17 protein-coding genes are annotated in these 18,920 nt (G+C 69.2%); 4 read left to right on the forward strand and 13 right to left on the reverse strand.

Annotation, left to right across the window (positions count from 1 at the left end):
• From G531_RS25785 to G531_RS22790, 4 genes are all read right to left on the reverse strand, one after another.
• Positions 1-237 (reverse strand): hypothetical protein (locus G531_RS25785; protein WP_026927773.1); only part of this gene is annotated, 237 nt, incomplete at its 3' end.
• Positions 238-420: 183 nt separating this feature from the next.
• Positions 421-1,071, reverse strand: coding sequence for a response regulator (locus tag G531_RS0114270; protein ID WP_026927774.1), 651 nt, complete (start codon positions 1,069-1,071; stop codon positions 421-423).
• Positions 1,062-2,810, reverse strand: a complete 1,749-nt coding sequence (locus tag G531_RS22785) for a sensor histidine kinase (RefSeq protein ID WP_051215528.1) — start codon at positions 2,808-2,810, stop codon at positions 1,062-1,064. Before G531_RS22785 ends, G531_RS0114270 begins: the two co-directional genes overlap by 10 nt.
• Before the next feature lie 79 nt (positions 2,811-2,889).
• A complete protein-coding gene (locus G531_RS22790) occupies positions 2,890-4,269 on the reverse strand; it encodes a serine hydrolase domain-containing protein (RefSeq protein WP_306304602.1) in 1,380 nt (459 codons plus the stop codon).
• A gap of 404 nt (positions 4,270-4,673) precedes the next feature.
• Between G531_RS22790 and G531_RS22800 the strand changes: the two genes are divergently transcribed.
• Entirely contained in the window at positions 4,674-5,966 is a 1,293-nt protein-coding gene (locus G531_RS22800) for a serine hydrolase domain-containing protein (protein WP_081684146.1), read from the forward strand.
• A gap of 38 nt (positions 5,967-6,004) precedes the next feature.
• Here G531_RS22800 and G531_RS0114290 read toward each other — a convergent pair whose 3' ends face one another.
• Genes G531_RS0114290 through G531_RS0114305 form a run of 4 tightly spaced genes read right to left on the reverse strand, consistent with a single transcriptional unit; the run spans position 6,005 to position 10,834 of the window.
• Positions 6,005-7,030 (reverse strand): zinc-dependent alcohol dehydrogenase family protein, encoded by a 1,026-nt coding sequence (locus G531_RS0114290; RefSeq protein WP_035759087.1) that lies wholly within the window; start codon positions 7,028-7,030, stop codon positions 6,005-6,007.
• 30 nt (positions 7,031-7,060) lie between these two features.
• Entirely contained in the window at positions 7,061-7,246 is a 186-nt protein-coding gene (locus G531_RS0114295; protein WP_026927776.1) for a DUF5302 domain-containing protein, read from the reverse strand.
• 52 nt (positions 7,247-7,298) lie between these two features.
• The gene (gene ngg / locus G531_RS22805; RefSeq protein WP_051215529.1) at positions 7,299-9,038 is read right to left on the reverse strand and encodes an N-acetylglutaminylglutamine synthetase; all 1,740 of its coding nucleotides are present in this window, start codon (positions 9,036-9,038) and stop codon (positions 7,299-7,301) included.
• On the reverse strand, positions 9,038-10,834 hold the full coding sequence (locus tag G531_RS0114305) for an N-acetylglutaminylglutamine amidotransferase (RefSeq protein WP_026927777.1): 1,797 nt from the start codon (positions 10,832-10,834) through the stop codon (positions 9,038-9,040). Before G531_RS0114305 ends, ngg begins: the two co-directional genes overlap by 1 nt.
• 700 nt (positions 10,835-11,534) lie before the next feature.
• Between G531_RS0114305 and G531_RS0114310 the strand changes: the two genes are divergently transcribed.
• Positions 11,535-12,974 (forward strand): ferredoxin reductase family protein, encoded by a 1,440-nt coding sequence (locus G531_RS0114310; RefSeq protein ID WP_026927778.1) that lies wholly within the window; start codon positions 11,535-11,537, stop codon positions 12,972-12,974.
• Positions 12,975-13,073: 99 nt separating this feature from the next.
• Here the strand turns inward: G531_RS0114310 and G531_RS26785 are convergent, their stop codons facing one another.
• Positions 13,074-13,304, reverse strand: coding sequence for a hypothetical protein (locus G531_RS26785; RefSeq protein WP_245630511.1), 231 nt, complete (start codon positions 13,302-13,304; stop codon positions 13,074-13,076).
• Positions 13,305-13,365: 61 nt separating this feature from the next.
• Here G531_RS26785 and G531_RS26790 point away from each other — a divergent pair, with 61 nt between their 5' ends.
• Together G531_RS26790 and G531_RS22810 are read left to right on the forward strand one after the other, a co-directional pair.
• Positions 13,366-13,590: an FMN-binding protein gene (locus G531_RS26790; protein ID WP_245630512.1), complete on the forward strand. Its 225-nt coding sequence runs from the start codon at positions 13,366-13,368 to the stop codon at positions 13,588-13,590.
• Positions 13,587-14,375: an FAD:protein FMN transferase gene (locus tag G531_RS22810; protein WP_211221860.1), complete on the forward strand. Its 789-nt coding sequence runs from the start codon at positions 13,587-13,589 to the stop codon at positions 14,373-14,375. Before G531_RS26790 ends, G531_RS22810 begins: the two co-directional genes overlap by 4 nt.
• 103 nt (positions 14,376-14,478) lie before the next feature.
• On the opposite strand, the gene G531_RS0114325 is transcribed toward G531_RS22810, so the two are convergent.
• The 4 genes from G531_RS0114325 to ahpC form a co-directional block, all read right to left on the reverse strand.
• Complete coding sequence (locus tag G531_RS0114325; protein WP_211221861.1) at positions 14,479-15,321, reverse strand: alpha/beta fold hydrolase; 843 nt, start codon at positions 15,319-15,321, stop codon at positions 14,479-14,481.
• Between the two features lie 120 nt (positions 15,322-15,441).
• The gene (locus G531_RS0114330) at positions 15,442-16,365 is read right to left on the reverse strand and encodes a LysR substrate-binding domain-containing protein (protein ID WP_026927781.1); all 924 of its coding nucleotides are present in this window, start codon (positions 16,363-16,365) and stop codon (positions 15,442-15,444) included.
• Between the two features lie 2 nt (positions 16,366-16,367).
• On the reverse strand, positions 16,368-17,921 hold the full coding sequence (gene ahpF / locus G531_RS0114335; RefSeq protein WP_026927782.1) for an alkyl hydroperoxide reductase subunit F: 1,554 nt from the start codon (positions 17,919-17,921) through the stop codon (positions 16,368-16,370).
• A gap of 301 nt (positions 17,922-18,222) precedes the next feature.
• Complete coding sequence (gene ahpC, locus G531_RS0114340) at positions 18,223-18,786, reverse strand: alkyl hydroperoxide reductase subunit C (RefSeq protein WP_026927783.1); 564 nt, start codon at positions 18,784-18,786, stop codon at positions 18,223-18,225.
• Positions 18,787-18,920 lie beyond the last annotated feature (134 nt).

Genomic DNA, 18,920 nt, shown 5'->3' on the forward strand with positions numbered 1-18,920 from the left:
GCCGTTGTTGCCATTGTTCTGATTGCCGTTGTTGCCATTGTTCTGATTGCCGTTGTTGCCATTGTTCTGATTGCCGTTGTTGCCATTGTTCTGATCGCTGTTGCTGCGGCCGTTCTTGGCCGTGTCCGGCATGCCGTCCTTGGGTACTGCTCCGGCCGGCGTACCGACCATCGCCTGCGCGCCCAGTGCCAGCGCGACCATGACAGCCGCCAACCGCCGCGCTCTCGTGATCACCATCCGCTTCCTCCCCCTCGTGTCCCGGGCCCACGCATCGTGGCCCTCCCGGCACGCTACGGATCGGCCCGGCGAACGGGAATGGACCTGGGTCGCCAGTCCCGGCCCCGCGTCCGCCCCGGGCATGGTCGATCGTCGATGGCCACCTGGGGGCAGCGCGGCGCGGGCCGGGTGATCGGCGAGGCCTCAGCCCCGGCTGAGGTAGCGCACCACCGCGAGTACCCGGCGGTGCGAATCGGAGTCGACGGGCAGACCCAGCGCGTCGTAGATCCGCGACGTGTGCTGGACGACGGCCTTCTCGGTGAGGAACAGCTCCGCGGCAATCCGCGCGTTGCTGCGCCCTTCCGCCATCAGCGCGAGGACCTGCTGCTGCCTCGGCGTCAGCGCCCGTACGGCTTGGTTCGAGAGCGTCGCGCGGGCAACCATCACGGCGACGACATCCGGATCGAGTGCCGTGCCTCCCGCCGCTACCTCGCGAAGGTCGGCCAGGAAAGTGTCCACGTTCGCGATCCGCTGCTTGAGGAGATAGCCGACCCTGCCCTGGGGCGAGGCCAGCAACTCGCTGGCATAGCGGCGCTGGACGTGCTGGGAGAGGACGACCACGGCGACGTCCGCGTACTTCCGACGGATCCGCAGGGCCGCCTGCAACCCCTCGTCGGTGTGCGTGGGTGGCATCCGGATATCGGTGATGACCAGGTCCGGCCGGAATCGGTCGACGGCTTCCTCCAGCGTCTCCGAGTCGGGGGTCGCGGCAACGACCTGCAGTCCACCCTCCTCCAACAGCAGTTGCAGCCCGCGCCGGAGCAGGGTCTCGTCCTCGGCGATGATCACGCGCACGGCAGGGCCACCTCGATCCGAGTCCCCTGACCGGGTTCGCTGGCGATGCGCAGGTGCCCGCCGAGGACGTCGACCCGGTCCGTCATGCCGCGCAGACCGCTGCCTCGTCCGGGGTTGGCCCCACCCATCCCGTCGTCGGACACCTCGATCATCAACCATCCGTCGTCCGAGGTCAGGCGGACCGAGGCGGACGACGCCCGGGCGTGCTTGACGGCATTCGTCAACGCCTCGGCGGTCACGAAGTAGGCAGTGCTCTCGAGGGCCGACGACGCCGGGATCTCGTCGATGCTCAGTTCGAGCGTGGTCGGGATGGGCATCCTGTCGGCGAGGTCTTCGACGGCCGCGCCGAGACCGTGTTCGATCAACCCGGCCGGCATGACGGCTGCCACCAACTGGCGCAGGTTGGCCGCCGCGTCGTCGATCCGCTGGCGCAGCTGGGTGGCGCGTTCCCCGATGGCGGTGTCGGTCCCGGCAGCGTTCGCCAACTGCTGGGCCTCGAGCGCCAGCAGCACCAACTGCACCTGCAGCCCGTCATGCAGATCCTGGGCGATCCGTCGCCGTTCGCGGTCAGCGGCATCGACCAGCCGCTCCCGGGACTGCTGCAGGGCACGTTGGCTCTCCCGCAGCTCCGCGGTCAACCGTTCCCGGTCCACGGCGATGGCGATCACCTGCCCCGCCGTCCGCACCAGTTCCGGGTCCGCGATGAGCTGGGAGTCATAGTGGATGGCGCCGACCGTACGGCCCTCCAGTTCGACCGGGACCAGGCCGCGCTCCGGGCTCGAGTCCCGGACGATCGGGACCCCGTGGTCATCGACGAAGATGCGCTGCCGCGCCACCCAGAACGACAGGGCCAGGGACGGATCGCCCAAGGCCCGCGCCAGTGCTCGGGTCAGGGCAGGCCTGCTCCCGTCGGAGGCGCCCAGCCACGTGCCGAGTTCCTCGACTTCACCCGTCCTGGCGAAGCCCCCGCGCAGCATGCCGAACGCGAACGCCAACGGAACGCACCCCAGGACCACCAACTGCAACGCGGTCCGCTCGACGTCGGTCAGGCCGAGCAGCGGAGTCAGCACCAAGGTACTCACCGGGATGAAGAGGGCGGCTCCGCTGCCGTACGCGAACAGCGGCGCCAGGACCCGTCGCCCGGCCGGCCCCGCACGCCGCAGTCGCCCGATCAGGACCACCGCGGTAGCGACCATGACACCGGCGCCGACGAGGCTCTGCAGCATCGCACCGACTGCCAGCGCCGTGGGATCGTCTGCGAGAAACAGCGCCGGCACCCCCGCGTCCGGATTGAAGAGATACTTGGGGGCCTGCAGAACCAGCGAGGTGACGTACGCGATTGACACCGTGGTCACCGACACCGGTCCCGGTAGCCGGCCGGAGGGGAAGGCGTGCAGCAGGTGCACCAGGACGGCGAGGATCAGGGTGGCCCCGACCGACCCAACGGCGACGAGCACCGGGATGTCCGTGTCCTGCAGACCGCTGAGCCACATGGCGAAACCGCCGAAGAGGATCACCGCACCGAGACGATTGCCGGGGCGCCGGTACCAGGCCACGATCCCGGCACCGAGGTAGGTCAGGCAGACGATCGGGTACAGCACCAGCACGATTCGCCCGGCGCCGCCCCACGGCAGGAGTGCCGCCTCGACCCCGACGAGCGCCAGGCCCGCACAGAGGATCGCCAGCAGGGCCCGGTCCAGCGAGCGGGCAAGGGCGGGCCGTACGGCTAAGCGGCGCATGTACCGAAATTTAGTCCCGCCACGTCGACCGGGCGGCACGCTCGGCAGGGTTGCCGCACCCCATTCCCGGACCAGCACGTCAGGACTTGGGGTTGGGCGTGAAAGTGTGCCCGGTGGCCGTGGAGACAGCGGTGAAGATGCGTACCGCAGGATCCATGCACGGCAGCGCCTTGTCGGTATCCGGCAAGGTCTTCGACTCGGTGCAGCCGCCGGAGGGAATGTCGCTGTTGGCCAGGACGACTACCGTCGTGTCCGCGGTCGTGTCGTAGAACAGCGTCGTGTTGTAACCCGGCAGCTCCCCGGTGTGCCCCACCCACCCGTCGATGCAGCCGACCCCCAGGCCGTAGCCGGCCTGCCCCGGGACGGAGGCGAGTCGTTCCTCCTGGGCCTGCGTTCCGAGCAGCCCTTGGCCCGTACCGAGCGCCCGTCCGTACTTCAGGAGATCCTCGGCCGACGAGACCATCTGGCCCGCGGCCCCGGCCCACGTCGGGTTCCAGTCGGTCGCGTTCACCGGGTTCGTCGACGAGTCGGGCGTGCCCTGCAGGGTGAATCCGCCGGCGTGGGGTTCGGGCAGCGTGTCGCCGGCGGGCGGCATGGAGGTCCGGGTCAGTCCCAGGGGGCCGAGGATCTGCGTGGTGAGGACATCGGCGTACGGCTCCCCCGTGACCTTTTCGATGACCTTGCCCAGAAGAATGGTGTTGGTGTTGGAATAGTTGAACTTCTCCCCGGGGGCGAACAGCGGCGGCAGGGCGAGCCCGACAGCGAGGAGCTCGTCCGGCGTCCACACCTTCTGCGGGTCGGCGAACAACTGGTCGATGAAGTGCTGGTCGGAGGTATAGCTGGCGATCCCGCTGGTCATCGTGAGGAGCATCCGCAGGGTGACAGTGTTGCCGTTGGGGACACCCCCGACGTAGGTGTCGATGGGGTCGTCCAGCGTCAGCTTGCCCCGCTCGGCGAGTTGGAGGACGAGGGTGCCGGTGAAGGTCTTGGTGACCGATCCGATCCGCTGGTAGACATCGGTCGTCATCGGGGCGTTCGTGGTTGGATCGGCCACACCGTAGGACCTGATCCAGGTTCCCTGCGGGCTCCGGACGGCCACCACGGCCCCCGACGTGGCCGCGGCCCTGAATCCCGCGACAGCCGCTGCGTCCAAGGACGCCGCGCTCGCGTTCGGCATCTCGGCCCTGGCTTGCTCCGGTAACGTACGCAGCGCGACGGCCCGGGGGTCTGCGACACAGGCGGTGGTGGGCGACGAGGTGCTGGACGGCGACGTGCCGACGGCACTCTCCGACCGGGCCGGAGCGGCCACACACCCAGCCATCAGGGTCACCAGTGCCACCGTCATGGCCGGGCCGGCGATGCGCCTTCCGCTGATCACAGGGTCTCCGTTCGATCTGTGTCTCCGTGCCGCCACGGGGTACCTCACCCCAGCGTGCCGGTCCGACCGAGCGCCAGCCATAGACCTGGGTCCCCAATGAGCTTCATCCGGTGGCCGGATCACGGGCACCGATCGATCCGCAGATTCCGGGGCCGGACGAAACTGGCACCCGTCGCTGTGGTCATCCAGCGTCAGTTTTGGGTATCCAGCTTCAGTGCGCGCAGAAGCTGGGTTGCCTTGTCTGAAGCTGGGTTGCCCCAGCGAGTACCGGCCCGAGGCCGATCGCTTCCATCGTTCGTCCGGTCGTCACTGCCGCATCGTGGCGACGCTGGCGCGTCGGCGTACGCCCTGATCGACTGCTCCGGGTGCTGCCGGTCGCCTTTCAGGCCCGAGACGTCCCGCGCAGCCATTGCGCGGCGCGAGGCCTGCGGCGAGACTTGGAGGATCGGCGCGCCACTCGGCCGCCCATCGAGAAAGATCTGCTCATGGGTTCGACGTGGCTTTTCACCGCTGCCGTGGCGACGGCGTTCACCCTCTCGCTGGCCGGGTGTACGTCCCCGGCAAGCAGCCCGACCGGCCCGGGCGCGGCCACTGCACCCGCGCCGTCGGCCGGCACCGGGCCGTGTATCGCCGATCCGGCCGCAGTCATCGCCCGCACCCTGCCCGCAGCCGCCACCGGCGAACTGCCGGCCGCCACCGCAGATGCCCTCGACAAGGCCGCCACCGAGGGCCTGGCCCAGGCGCCGGTGGCGGGTGCGATCGTCGGCGTCCGCAGCCCCCAGGGCACCTTCATCAAGGCGTACGGCCTCGCCGACAAGGCCACGAACACCCCGATGACCGCGCAGATGTACCAACGGATCGGGTCGGTCACCAAGACCTTCACCGGGACGTTGATCCTGCAACTGGTCCAGCAGGGCGTTCTCTCCCTCGACGACCCGGTCAGCCGGCACCTCGATGGGGTACCTCGCGGGGATGACATCACGATCCGGATGTTGCTCAACATGACCAGCGGGATCGCGAGCTACTCCATGGATCCGGAGTTCCAACGGGTGCTGTTCAGCGAGCCGACCAAGGAATGGACGCCCGATGAGCTGATCGCGATCGGGCTGAAACTTCCCCGCCCGTTCGAGCCCGGAGCCCGGTTCGACTACTCGAACACCAACACCATCCTGCTCGGCAAGATCATCGAACGTCGATCCGGGATGACCTACACCCAAGCGCTGCAGGACCGGATCATCGGCCCGCTCGGCCTCACCGGGACCTCGATGCCCGGCCCGGGCGGAGCCCAACCCGACCCACACGCCACCGGAGTGACCCTGCAGGGCCTGCCCGACGGGGCCACCACCCCGCAGGATGCAACCAACTGGAGTCCGTCCTGGGGCTGGTCGGCCGGCGCGATCATCTCCACGGCATCGGATCTGCTCACCTACGGCCGTGCGCTCGGCACCGGCCAGGGCCTGCTCCGGGCCGACATCCAGACCGAGCGGCTCAACTTTCCCAACGGTCCCGGATACGGCCTGGGGGTCGGCTGCATCGACGGCTGGTACGGCCACACCGGCGAACTGCCGGGATACAACACCACCCTGTACTACGACACCCGCTCCGATACCACGGTGACCGTTATGGTGAACAGCGACATCGCCTCCGGTGACTGCTCGGAATCACCGACCCTGCCGGACAACCCGAAGAATCTGCCCTGCCTCGACCCGGCGGTCCGGATCTTCGTGCCGGTATCGGCCGCCCTGGGCCATCAGTTCACACCGAATCCGAAGTCCTGAGCGGACGCCGCCGAGGACGGGGGGCCGGGTGCGGCCACTCAACCGATGCGCAGCACTCCGGCGCCCTCGACGTCCCCGGCGGCCAAGTACTCCAGCGCCTGCGGGGCGTCGGTGAAGGCGTACTCGGTGGTGTGCGCCCGGATGCCCAGGCGGGCCGCCAGGGTGAGGAACTCCTCCCCGTCGCGCCGGGTGTTCGATTCGACCGAGGTCACCGTGCGCTCATGGAACAGATGCTGCTGGTAGTTCAGCGCCGGGATGTCGGACAGGTGGATTCCCGCGACCGCCAGGGTGCCGCCCGGGGCAAGCGCCGCCAGGGCGTACGGGACGATGTCGCCGGCCGGGGCGAACAGAATGGCCGAGTCCAGCGCGACCGGAGGCAGTTCGCGGGCGTCACCGGCCGAGGCCGCCCCCAGGCGCAGCGCCAGGGCCCGGGCAGCCTCGCCCCGGGTCAGCACGTGCACCTCCACCCCCTGGGCGAGGGCCAATTGCGCGGTCAGATGGGCCGAGCCGCCGAACCCGTACAGGCCCAGCCGTCCGCCGGGCGGCACCTGGGCCCGCCGCAACGCCCGATAGCCGATGATTCCCGCACACAACAGGGGCGCGCCCGCGGTGGCGTCGAAGCCGTCGGGGATCCGGTACGCGTACGCCTCCCGGACCACCGCGTACTCCGCGTAGCCCCCGTCGGCGTCCCAGCCGGTGTACTGCGAGGCGACGCACAGATTCTCCGCCCCGGCCCGGCAGTGCCGACAGGTACCACAGGTGCTGCGCAACCAGGCGATCCCGACCCGGTCCCCGATCGCGAACCGGGGCACCGCGCCGGGCAGGTCGGCGCCGCGGGCCACCACCTCGCCCACGATCTCGTGGCCCGGGGTGACGTGCGGGCGGCGTACCGGCAGATCGCCCTCGGCGACGTGCAGATCGGTCCGGCACACCCCGCAGGTGAGCACCCGCACCAGCACCTCACCCGGCGCCGGCTCGGGCACCGGGACTTCGACCAGTTCCAGCGGCCGTTCCCGGATCGGGCCGGGCGTACGCACCCGCCAGGCCCGCATCGACCGGGTCATCCCACCACGCCTGCGCCCCGGACCATCGGCTCAGCCGCCGGTCTTGCGCCGGAAGGTGCGCTTGCCGCCGACCTGACCGTGCGCGGCCCCGGACACCGGCCCGGAGCCGCCGCCCGCCTGGGCGCTGCGGTGGGCATTGCCGTTCTTGCGCTCCAGCGCCTCGCGCATCTGAGCCTTGGGATCGGGCGCGGCCACCTCGGGATTCTCATCACTCATGACCCCAATCTGGCAGATCCGGCCGCCGGGGTCGAGCAATTTTGGTGACCTCTCAGCCGGCCGGCTCCTCCTCCGGTTCCGGAGCGGTGCCCGGGTGCCAGGCGTACGGCTGCTCGTGGGTGTTGGGGAACAGGTAGGAGATGAACGCCTGCGCGGTCGGGTTCGGCTCATGGTTGGCCAGTCCGGGGCGCTCGTTCGCCTCGATGAACACGTACTCCGGCTGATCGGCGGCCGGAACCAGCAGGTCGATCCCGGTCACCGGAATCCCGATCGCCTTCGCCGAGGTCAGCGCCGCCTTGGCCAGTTCGGGATGCAGTTCCTCGGTCACATCGTGCAGCGTCCCGCCGGTGTGCAGATTCGCCGTACGCCGTACCGGCAGCACCGTGCCCGCCTCGAGCACCTCGTCCATCGTGTGGCCCTGCTGCTCGACATAACTGGTCGTCAGGTCGTCCATCGGGATCCGGGACTCCCCGCCGGTGGCCGCCTGCCGCCGTCGGGAGGTGTACTCGATCAGCTCGCGGACGGTCTTCTTGCCGTCCCCGATCACCCGGGCGGGCCGTCGGATCGCCGCGGCGACGACCTTCCCGTCGATCACCAGCACCCGCAGATCCTCCCCGGTGCAGAACTCCTCCAGCAGAATCTCCGCCCCGTGCCCGCCGGCCCGGTTCAGCGCGGCCTCGAGCTCCTCGGCAGTCTCCACGCCGATGGTGATTCCGGCGCCCTGCTCGCCGCGCGCCGGTTTCACCACCACCGATCCGACCTCGGCGAGAAACTCCAGATCCGCCGGTCCGAAGGTGGCCGCCACCCCGCGCGGCACGCGTACGCCGACCTCCTCGACCACCGCCCGGGTGACCCGCTTGTCCTGGCATCGGCTCATCGCGACCGCCGAGGTGTACTGCGACAGCGATTCCTGGGTGATCACCGTGCGCGAACCGTGCTCCAGTTCCAGATATCCGGTGTGCGGGTCGAGGATGCGGACCCGGATCCCGCGCCGGATCGCTTCGTCGGCGATGATCCGGGCGTACGGATTGAGGTCGTCCAGGCCCTCGGTCGGCGGGGCCGCGAACAGGGCCTCGTTGATCGAGTTCTTCCGCTTCACCGACAGCACCGGCACCTGCTGGAATCCGCGGCGCTCGTAGAGGGTGATCGCGGGGGTGTTGTCGTACATCACCGAGAGGTCGACGAATTCCAGCCCACGCCGGTACGCCCAGGCGCAGACCGCATCGGTCAGCATCCCGCCCACCCCGGGCACGACGTTGTCCGGATCGACCGCCAGACACCACAGGCCCGCCCCGTGCGCCGCCGGCCCGACCACCTGCTTGTGATCGATCGCGGTCACGGTGCCGATCACCGCCCCCCGGTCGTCCCGGGCGACGAAGTAGGTCACGCCGGGTTCCTCGCGCCGGTTGTGCAGCATCTGGTCCAGCTCGGCGGGGACCATCTTGTTCATCTGGTAGATCCGGTTGATCCGGGGCAGGTCCTCCTCGGTCGCCTCCTCGATCCGGACCAGCTCCGAATCGGGCCAGGGCACCGGTTCGGTCAGCTCGCGGCGATAGGTCAGGCTCGGATCGATGAAGAAATCGGCCGGGTGCAGCGCGACCAGGATGTGCGGATCGGTCAGGTAGATGCAGATATCGCGCCGACCGGAGGTCTCATCGCGCAGCACCTGCCCCAGATCGTCATGATCGGTGAAGGTGTTGCCGAAGACCAGACGCCCCCAGCCGAGATCGAGGACCGTGTCGTGCTTCCACTCGCCATCGGGATCGAGGCGTCCGCCGGGCTCGAGCGACATCAGCGCCCTCCGATCCCGTGGCTCTGCAGCCACAGTTCCAACAGTGCGATCTGCCACAGCGGGTTGCCGCGCAGCGGGGTCAGGTTGCCGTTCGGGTCGGCGAGCAGCCGATCCACCGCCTCGGGCCGGTAGAGCCCCCGGTCCCGGGCCGCCCGGCTGGTCAGCGCGTCGCGCACCATGTCCAGGTACGGGCCCTGCAGATGTTTCAGCGCCGGAACCGGGAAGTACCCCTTCGGCCGGTCGATCACCTCGGCGGGAATGACTTGGCGACCGATGTCCTTGAGGACGCCCTTGCCGTCCTGGGCGGTCTTGAGGTGCGCCGGGGCGGCGAAGGCCAGCTCGACCAGTTCGTGATCCAGGAACGGCACCCGGGCCTCCAGGCCCCAGGCCATCGTCATCGAATCGACCCGCTTCACCGGATCGTCGACCAGCATCACCTGCGAATCCAGCCGCAGCGCACGGTCGATCGCGGAGTCGGCGTAGGGCCGGGCGAAGTGCTCCCGGACGAACTCCCCGGACACATCGGAATCGACCAGCCACTGTGGCTGCAGCAGCGCGGCGACGCCGTCGTGCGTACGGTCGAAGAACGCCTTGCGATAGGTCGCCACCGCCCCGTCGATGTCGGCGTCACCGACCGCGGTCATCGGCGGATACCAGTGATACCCGGCGAACACCTCATCGGCGCCCTGGCCGGACTGGACGACCTTGACGTGCTTGGCGACCTCCTGGCTGAGCAGGTAGAACGCCACCGCGTCATGGCTGACCATCGGTTCGTTCATCGCATGGATCGCGTCCCCCAGCGCCGGCAGCATCCGGGCGGTGTCGATCCGGATCTGGTGATGATCGGTGGCGAAGTGGCGTGCGATCACGTCGCTGTACTGGAACTCGTCCCCGGACTCACCCCCGGCCGCCTCGAAACCGATCGAGAAGGTCGCCAGCCCGTGCTGTCCCTCCTCGGCGAGCAGCCCGACGATCAGGCTGGAATCCAGCCCGCCCGACAGCAGGCAGCCGACCGGGACGTCGGCGACCAGCCGGCGCCGCACCGCGACCCGCAGCGATTCGTGCAGGGCGTCGGTCCAGTCGGCGTCGGTCCACTCGGCATGCTCGCTGCGGCGCCGGGCCTCCAGTGTCCAGTACGTCCGCTCGGTGCGGGTCCCGTCCGGCTCGATGAACATCAGCGTCGCCGGGGCGAGCTTGCGTACGCCGGCGAGGATCGTGTGCGGCGCGGGCACCACCGAGTGGAAGCTCAGGTACTGGTGCAGCGCGACCGGATCGAGTGAGGTGTCGATGCCTCCGGCGTTCACCAGCGCCGGCAGCGACGAGGCGAAGCGGAAGGAATCCGCGGTCTGCGCCCAGTACAGCGGCTTGATGCCGAGCCGGTCGCGGGCCAGCATGACCCGGCCGGTGTCCCGCTCGGTGATCGCGAAGGCGAACATCCCGAACAGGTGGGTGACCACGTCCGATCCCCAGGCGTGGTAGCCCTTGAGGATCACTTCGGTGTCGGAGTGGGAGAAGAACCGATAGCCCTTACCGATCAGTTCCTCGCGCAACTGCGGATAGTTGTAGATGCAGCCGTTGAAGGCCACGGTCAGCCCCAGGTCCGCGTCGTGCATGGGCTGGGACCCGGCCGGGGACAGGTCGATGATCTGCAGGCGTCGGTGCCCCAGGCCGATCGACCCCTGGGACCAACTGCCGGCGGCGTCGGGCCCACGTGGAACCATCGTCTGGCACATGGCGCCGATCGCCCCCATGTCGGCCGGTCGGTCCTTCGCAATCTCGCCACAAATGCCACACATCCGGTGCTCCCTTCGGTGGATGAACCCGACGCTATCAGCCGCCCGTATCCCGTTTCGGGGAGCGGGCCGCGCAACGGCGGGGCAAAACAGGCCGACCATTGTACGCGATCCCCGGGTTGGGGTCCGCGGCGCGGGGTGAGCTCCGCGGCGCGGGGTGGGGTCCGCGGCGCGGGGTGAGCTCCGCGGCGCGGGTGGGCTCCGCGGCGCGGGGTGGGCTCCGCGGCGCGGGGGTGAGCTCGAGTGCGCGGGCTGGATTCGGCGGCGCGGGGTGAGATCGGGTACGCGGGCGCTGCAGGGGCCGCGAACCCGATGTGGACCCACGAGCAGCCATGAGCACCCGCGAACCGCATGGAACCTGCGATCTCCCGACTCGCGTGCGCGGGGTTGAGCTCGGCGGCGCGGGGTTGAGCTCGGCGGCGCGGGCTGAATTCGGGTACGCGGGCGCTGCAGGGGCCGCGAACCGGATGTGGACCCACGAGCAGCCAGGAGCACCCGCAGAACCGGATGTGGACCCACGAGCAGCCAGGAGCACCCGCGAACCCGCCATGGAACCCCGCGAAAAGCCAGGAGCACCCGCGTACCCGCCATGGAACCCGCGAGCCGCGCCCCAGGAACCGGCTCCGACCCCACCGAATCAGGTTCTGAGCGTGGCCACGGCACAGTCACAGCGAAGACACAGATGAATCCAGATGATGGAAACATGACAATGCTGCAGGAAAAGCCCCGTGCCCAATTCGCCCGTCGGGAGGCGCTCCCAGTACGGCGCGTCCCGGGCTGGTGGTCGTCACTGACGGTGTTCCTGCTGTGGGCGCTCGGCCTGTTCGTGGTCGCCCTGTGGGTGAGCAACGGCGGCATTACCGGCATGATGACCGGAACCGCCGGCATTCTCAACGAGCTCGGCCGACTGACCGGACTCGCGGCAAGTTACCTCCTGCTGGTGCAGGTACTCGGGATGGCGCGGATCCCCTTCGTGGAGCGGGCCTTCGGGCAGGATGCGGTGACCCGCGGCCACCGCATCACCGGGTTCTGGTCGTTCTGGTTGATGCTGGCGCACATCGTGCTGATCACCCTCGGCTACGCGGCCGACACCCAGGCCGGAATCTGGGGCACCCTGGTCGATTTCACCCTCAACTATCCCGCGATGCTGCTGGCGATCGCCGGCACCCTGGCGCTGATCATGGTGGTGGTGACCAGCCTGCGGGTGGCCCGGCGCCGGATGCGCTATGAGAGCTGGCACCTGCTGCACCTGTACGCCTTCCTCGGCGTCGGGCTGGCGCTGCCGCACCAGTTGTGGACCGGCCGGGACTTCCTCGCCTCGCCGGCAGCCACCGTGTTCTGGTGGTCGCTGTACCTCGGCTCGATCGGCGCGGTGCTGGTGTTCCGCGTGCTGAAGCCGCTGATCGGCACCCTGCGAGCCGGACTCCGGGTGACCAAGGTGGAGCAACTGCAACCCGGCGTCGTCCAGGTCACCGCGACCGGCCGGCATGCCGCGGCGCTGCAGGCCCAGGGTGGTCAGTACTTCAACTGGCGCTTCGCCGGCCCCGGCTTCACCCGGGCGAACCCGTACTCGCTGTCGGCGGCTCCGCGGACCCACCGGGACGGCTCGACCGACCTCCGCTTCACCGCGGCGATCGTGGGCGACGGTTCCCGCCGCCTGGCCACGCTGCGGCCGGGCACCCGGGTCAGCGTCGAGGGCCCGTACGGCAAGATGCACGCCGGAGCTGCCACCCGGCCGGGCGCCCTGCTGCTCGGCGCCGGAATCGGGATCACACCGCTGCGGGCCCTGCTGGAATCGCTCCCGACCGATCCCCGGACCGGTCGGCTGGAGGCGACGATCGTCCAGCGCCACTCCGACGAACACGACCTGATCCTGGCCGACGAGATCGGCCGGATCGCGGACGCCCGCGGCGCGCAGTACTACCAGTTGCCGGGGCACCGGGTCCGGGAGCGGGCCAGTTGGTTGCCCGAGGAGTACGCCCACCTCGCCGACACCGAGGCGTTGCTGCTGCTGTGCCCCGACATCGTGGACCGCGACGTCTATGTCTGCGGCGGTCCGGGCTGGATGGATGCGGTTGCCGCTGCCCTGCATCGCCTCCACGTGCCCAGCAACCAGATCCACATCGAGCGCTTCGCCCTCTGAGCGCCACCACAGATTTCGACCGACGAGAAGGAAGACCATCATGAAACGCATCCTCGGCTGGCTGATGGGCACGGCGACGGTGCTCGTCCTGCTGTTCAGTTACCGCACCTCCCTGCAGGCGGTGAGTGCCGATACCTCGGCGGGCCCGGCGGCCGCCACCAGCTCGGCCGCCCCGAGCACCGGCTCCTCGTCGACGTCGTCGGCTCCCAGCCCGTCCGCGACGAGCAGTTCGTCCCGCCGATCCGGGTCGACGTCGAGCAGTTCGAGCTCGCCCTCGAGCAGTTCCAGCACGTCCTCGAGCGGCTCCGGCACGTCCTCGGGTTCGGGCACCACCGCAGGTTCGCAGACCTATACCGGCAGCAGCGTCTCGACCCAGTTCGGCCCGGTCCAGGTGCGGATCACCGTCTCCGGCGGGAAGGTCACCGCGGCCGAAGCGATCACCTACCCCACCGAGAGCGGCAAGGACCGGATGATCAACTCCCGCGCGATCCCCGTCCTCAACTCCGCGGCGGTGAAGGCCCAGAGTGCCAACATCGACATGGTTTCCGGGGCGACCTACACCTCCCAGGGCTACAAGCAGAGCCTGCAGTCCGCGCTCGATCAGGCCCACCTGTGAGGTGGCAGACCCGGGCCTTCGTGGCCGACACGATGGGGACGACCGCTTCCCTGCACATCCGTACGCCCGAGTCCGGTACGCCCGGCGCCGCGTCGGACTCGGCCCTGGCCGCGGCGGCGGAGCAGGCCTTCGACATCCTGCGCCGGGCCGACCGGGTCTTCTCGCCCTACCGGGCGGATTCGGATCTGCTCCGGATCCGGCGGGGCGCCCTGGCCGAATCGGCGGCCGACCCCTGGTACGCCCCGGTGCGCGCCCTCTGCACCGAGGCGGGGACGGCCACCGGAGGCCTGTTCACCAGCGAGCTGACCGGCCCGGACGGCACCCGCGGGTACGACCCGACCGGCCTGGTCAAGGGCTGGGCCACCGAACGGGCCGCCGCCGGGTTGCGGCAGGTCCCCGGGATCGTGTTCTGCCTGAATGTCGGCGGTGACCTGGTCGCCGGACACGGCCCGGACGCCGACCCGGCGATTCCGCGCGCCTGGCGGGTGGGGATCGCCGACCCGACCGATCCGGGGCAGGTGTCGGCGGTGCTGGAGATCTCCGACGGCGCATTGGCGACGTCGGGGACCGCGCAGCGGGGCAGTCACATCATCGACCCGCGGACCGGTACGCCGGCCCGGTCCACCCTGGCCTCGGTCACCGTGGTCGGGCCGGACCTGACCTGGGCCGATGTCTGGGCGACCGCGGCGTTCGTCGACCCGAACCGGGCCGCCGCCCGGATGCCCGCCGCGTACGAAATCGCCGCGCGGGTCCCGGCTACCGCGACGGTCCTGCCCACCGCGTAGGTCTCGGGCACGATCGCCGCGACGCTGCCCACCTCGGTTCGGTCCGCTGAATTCCCGTCCCGGGGCGGCTGACGCCGCGACGACCGCGTTCTGGGGGGCCGGCTCAGACCTCGATGAAATCAGCCACGAGCCGGCAGAAGGGATCGACCTTCTCGATCTGGGTCCAGTGCCCGCAGCGGCCGTACACGTGCAACTGCGAGTCGTCGATCCAGTCGAGCATGGTCTGCGAGGTGCTGAGGGGAATCACCTTGTCATCGCGGCCGTGCACCAGCAGCGTCGGGTGCGTGATCGCCCGGATGTCGGCCTCGGGGTGGGCCATCGCATCGACCCAGCGCTGCCGGGGGGCGGGAAACATCGCGGAGAAGGCCTCCTGCATGCCCGGCCGGGTGCTGGCTTCGTAGCGGGCGCGGATCATGTCGTCGGTGACCAGGTCCCCGTTGTAGGAGAAGGTGTCGCGCATCAGGCTCGCCATGTTCTCCTGCGACGGGGTGTAGCCCCAGACCCGGTCCAGGCCGTCGGTGAGTTCGAACGGTACGCCGACCGCCCCCATCATAATCAGCTTCGACACCCGGTCGGGGTGCGCGATCGCCAGCGCCAGCGCCATCGAGCCGCCGAAGGAGTTGCCGACCACGTGCACCCGGTCCACCCCGAGCTCGTCGAGGAAGGTGACGATCTGGTCCAGCCAGCGCTGCCGGGTGTACTCGATCCCGTCGGGCACCTCCGAGAAGCCGAAACCGGCCAGGTCGGGCGCCAGGATGCGTACCTTCGGGGCCAGCCGCTCGATCACCAGGCGCCAGTTCGCCCAGGCACTCACACCGGGCCCGGACCCGTGCAGCAGCAGCAGCGGCGTCCCGTCGGCGGTCTCGGGGCTGCTGACATCGTGATAGTTGGTGATGATGTCGCCGGTCCGCAGGGACTGGCCGATTTCCGGGTTCGCAGTGGTCACAATGATCCTCGTTGATCGGGCGGGGCTTCCCGCGTCGGGCACAGCCCCGATCCTGACATACCTCGACGCTCCCCCGCAGTGGGTGAAATTGCCCCTTTCCGGGTACGCCGAACCGGACGGTCAGGCGGGTTCGGGGGCCAACGCGCTGACCAGCTCGGTCGGCACCTGCCGGAAGACGTCGGCGACCTCGGTGAACAGCTCGCCCTGGACGCTCGCCTTGCGCCAGACCATGGCGATGTCCCGGAAGGGTGCCGGCGGTTCGAACTCGCGCAGCGCCAGCCCCGGATTGACCGTGACCGGCGGCGACACCGACAGCCGCGGCATCAGCGTCGCGCCGACCCCGGAGGCCACCATGTGCCGCAGCGTCTCCAGGCTGGTGGCCTGGAACCCGTCACGTTCGGCGACGCCCTGCGTACGGCAGAACGACAGTGCCTGATCCCGCAGGCAGTGTCCCTCGGTCAGCAGCAGCAGGTCGTGCCCGGCGAGCTCGGCGGCGCTGACCGGTCCGGCGTCGCGGCCCAGGTCGGAATCCACCGGCGCGGCCAGCAGGAACTCCTCATGGAACAACGGTTCCACGTGCAGCGAATCGTCCTCGATCGGCAGCGCCAGCACGGCCACATCGATGGCCCCGGTGTGCACCTGGTGCAACAGGTCGGCGGTCTTCTCCTCCACCAGCAGCACCTCCAGCTCGGGCAACTGCCGGTGCAGCAGTGGCATCACGTGCGGCAGCAGATAGGGCCCCAGCGTCGGGAAGGCGCCCAGCCGCAGCGTGCCCGCCCGCGGATCGGCCGACTGGCGCGCCACCCGGCGGATGTCCTCGACCTCGGCCAGAATCTTCCGGGCGCGCGCCACGACCTGCTCACCGGCCGCGGTGAACAGGACGGTACGCCCGCCGCGCTCGATCAGCGACACCCCCAACTCGTGCTCCAGCTTGCGGAGCTGGGTGGACAGCGTCGGCTGCGAGGCATAGCAGGCCGCCGCTGCCCGCCCGAAGTGGCGGTGCTCATCGAGCGCGACGAGGTACTCCAGATCGCGGAGATTCACGATCAGGCGAGCATCAAGTAGTTGAAGGCCGACAGGGCCGCGGTCGCACCGCCGCCCAGGGAGATCACGATCTGCTTGAACGGCTCGGTGGTCACATCGCCGGCGGCGTAGATGCCGGGGATGTTGGTCGAACCGTCGTGGCCGATCACGACCTCCTTGCGGTCGGACAGCTCCACCCCGGAGCCGGCCAGCCACTCGGTCGAGGGCAGCAGCCCGATCTGCACGAACACACCGTCCAGGTCGATGCTGTGCTCGGTGTCGGTGGCCCGGTCGGTGTAGGTCAGGCCGGTCGCCTTCTTGCCGTCACCGGTGACCTCCTTGGTGGCCGCATTGGTGATGATCTTGATGTTGTCGGCGGCTTCGGCCTTCTTCATCAGGATGTCATCGGCGCGGCAGGAGTCCAGGAACTCCAGCACGGTGACGTCCTTGACCACCCCGGACAGGTCGAGAGCCGCTTCGATCCCGGAGTTGCCGCCACCGATCACCGCGACCGGCTTCTGGGCGAACATCGGTCCGTCACAGTGGGGGCAGAAGGTGACCCCCTTGGTGCGGTACTCCTCCTCGCCGGGAACCCCGAGCCGACGCCAGCGGGCACCGGTCGCGATGATCACGGTCTTGGCCTTCAGCGCGCCGCCGCCCTCGAACTCGACGGTGTGCAGTTCGCCCTTGTCCCCGGGGATGAGCTTGTTCGCCACGACCATCGACATCACGTCGACGTTGTACTCGTGCACGTTCTTCTCCAGCGCGGCACCCAGTTCCGGGCCCTCGGTGTAGGGCACGGTGATCAGGTTCTCGATGGCGTTGGTGTCGAGCACCTGGCCGCCCATCCGCTCGCCGGCCAGCCCCACGCGCAGACCCTTGCGGGCGGCGTAGATCGAGGCCGCGGCACCGGCCGGCCCGCCGCCGACGATCAGCATGTCGTAGGGCTCCTTGTGGTTCAGCGACTCGGTCGCCCGCGCGCCGGCGTTCACATCCAGCTTGGCGACGATCTCGGCCATCCCCATCCGGCCCGAGCCCCACTCCTCACCGTTCAGGTAGATGGTGGGCACGGCCATGATCCCCTGCTCGGTGACCTCCTCCTTGAAGGTGCCCCCCTCGACCGCGACGTGGGTGATGTTCGGGTTCAGCACCGCCATCGAGTTCAGCGCCTGGACCACCGTCGGGCAGTTGGTGCAGGTCAGCGAGATGTAGGTGGTGAACTCGTACTTGCCGGGGAGGTTGCGGACGGCGTCCATGACCTCCTGCTCCTCCTTGATCTGGTGACCGCCGACATGCAGCAGGGCCAGCACCAGGGAGCTGAACTCGTGCCCGAGCGGGGAACCGGCGAAGCGGACGGAGATGTCGCTGCCCGGGCGGACGATCGCGAACGACGGCCGGCGCTCGTTGTCATCAGTACGCCGCACGGTGACCAGATCGGACTGGGCGGCGACCTCGTCGAGCAGGGTGGCCATCTCGGTGGACTTCGCGGAGTCGTCCAGGGAGCTCTGCAGCTCGATCGGCTCCTTCAGGTTGGTCAGCAGCTGCTTGAGCTGGACTTGCAGATTCTCGTCGAGCACGGACACGATTCCTCCACTGGGTCGGTGCGCCGGGGTCGGCGCAAATTTTGGTACGCGAGGCGGACCCTCGCGGGTACAGCAAAAACGCGGTTCGGCCGTTGCTCGGCCGTCGGCGGTGAGCCGAAGATTCGGGAAGGGCGCGGCCGCAAGGGGCGCTGCGCCGGGATGGTCGCCACGCGTCGGGCGGGACCGGTGTCGAAAGGACCTGGGTCAACCTGCTCCGGGGGCGAACCGGGTGCGGAGATGATCCGCGGCGGTGGCAGGCCCGGACCGGACCTGCCACCACTGGTTGCAGATCGGATCAGATCTTGCCCACGAGGTCGATGCCCGGGGTGAGGGTGGCTTCGCCCTCTTCCCACTTGGCCGGGCAAACCTCACCCGGGTGGGTGGCGACGTACTGAGCGGCCTTGATCTTGCGGATCAGCTGGCCGGCCTCACGGCCGATGCCCTCAGCGGTGGACTCGATGTACTGGATGACGCCCTCGGGATCCACCAGGAAGGTGGCGCGGTCGGCCTGACCCGCACCCGGACGCATGTTGTCGAAGTTGTTGGTGATGACACCGGAGGAGTCACCCAGCATGAAGTACTTGATCTTGCCGACCTCTTCGGAAGCCTCGGTCCAGGCCTTGTGCACGAAGTGGGAGTCGGTGGAGACCGAGTAGACCTCGACGCCGAGCTTCTGCAGCTCTTCGTAGTGGTCGGCCATGTCGCCCAGCTCGGTCGGGCAGACGAAGGTGAAGTCGGCGGGGTAGAAGAAGAACACCGCCCACTTGCCCAGGACGTCGTCCTGGGTGACGGTGACGAACTTGCCGTCCTTGTAGGCCTCGGTGCTGAAGTCCTTGATCTTGGTGTTCATGAGCGACATGCGGAACCTCTTCTCTGTGGAATGCTGTCTCGAACTTGATAACTACTGTATATCAAGATCGCCGATTTTGAAAGATCTCATTGATTGCTTGCATGGATGTTGGCCATAGCTCCCATCAATCAGATCTCCGATCC

It is taken from the genome of Granulicoccus phenolivorans DSM 17626 = NBRC 107789 = JCM 15570, assembly GCF_000423085.1.
Taxonomy (GTDB): domain Bacteria; phylum Actinomycetota; class Actinomycetes; order Propionibacteriales; family Propionibacteriaceae; genus Granulicoccus; species Granulicoccus phenolivorans.

What these genes read in the sequence shown, in the direction of transcription:
- G531_RS0114310 (WP_026927778.1), top strand. Translation starts at nt 11,535, where the DNA reads ATGACAATGCTGCAGGAAAAGCCCCGTGCCCAATTCGCCCGTCGGGAG.
- G531_RS0114290 (WP_035759087.1), bottom strand. Translation starts at nt 7,030, where the DNA reads ATGACCCGGTCGATGCGGGCCTGGCGGGTGCGTACGCCCGGCCCGATC.
- ngg (WP_051215529.1), bottom strand. Translation starts at nt 9,038, where the DNA reads ATGTCGCTCGAGCCCGGCGGACGCCTCGATCCCGATGGCGAGTGGAAG.
- G531_RS0114305 (WP_026927777.1), bottom strand. Translation starts at nt 10,834, where the DNA reads ATGTGTGGCATTTGTGGCGAGATTGCGAAGGACCGACCGGCCGACATG.
- ahpC (WP_026927783.1), bottom strand. Translation starts at nt 18,786, where the DNA reads ATGTCGCTCATGAACACCAAGATCAAGGACTTCAGCACCGAGGCCTAC.
- G531_RS22800 (WP_081684146.1), top strand. Translation starts at nt 4,674, where the DNA reads ATGGGTTCGACGTGGCTTTTCACCGCTGCCGTGGCGACGGCGTTCACC.
- G531_RS22785 (WP_051215528.1), bottom strand. Translation starts at nt 2,810, where the DNA reads ATGCGCCGCTTAGCCGTACGGCCCGCCCTTGCCCGCTCGCTGGACCGG.
- G531_RS22790 (WP_306304602.1), bottom strand. Translation starts at nt 4,269, where the DNA reads ATGGCTGGCGCTCGGTCGGACCGGCACGCTGGGGTGAGGTACCCCGTG.
- G531_RS0114295 (WP_026927776.1), bottom strand. Translation starts at nt 7,246, where the DNA reads ATGAGTGATGAGAATCCCGAGGTGGCCGCGCCCGATCCCAAGGCTCAG.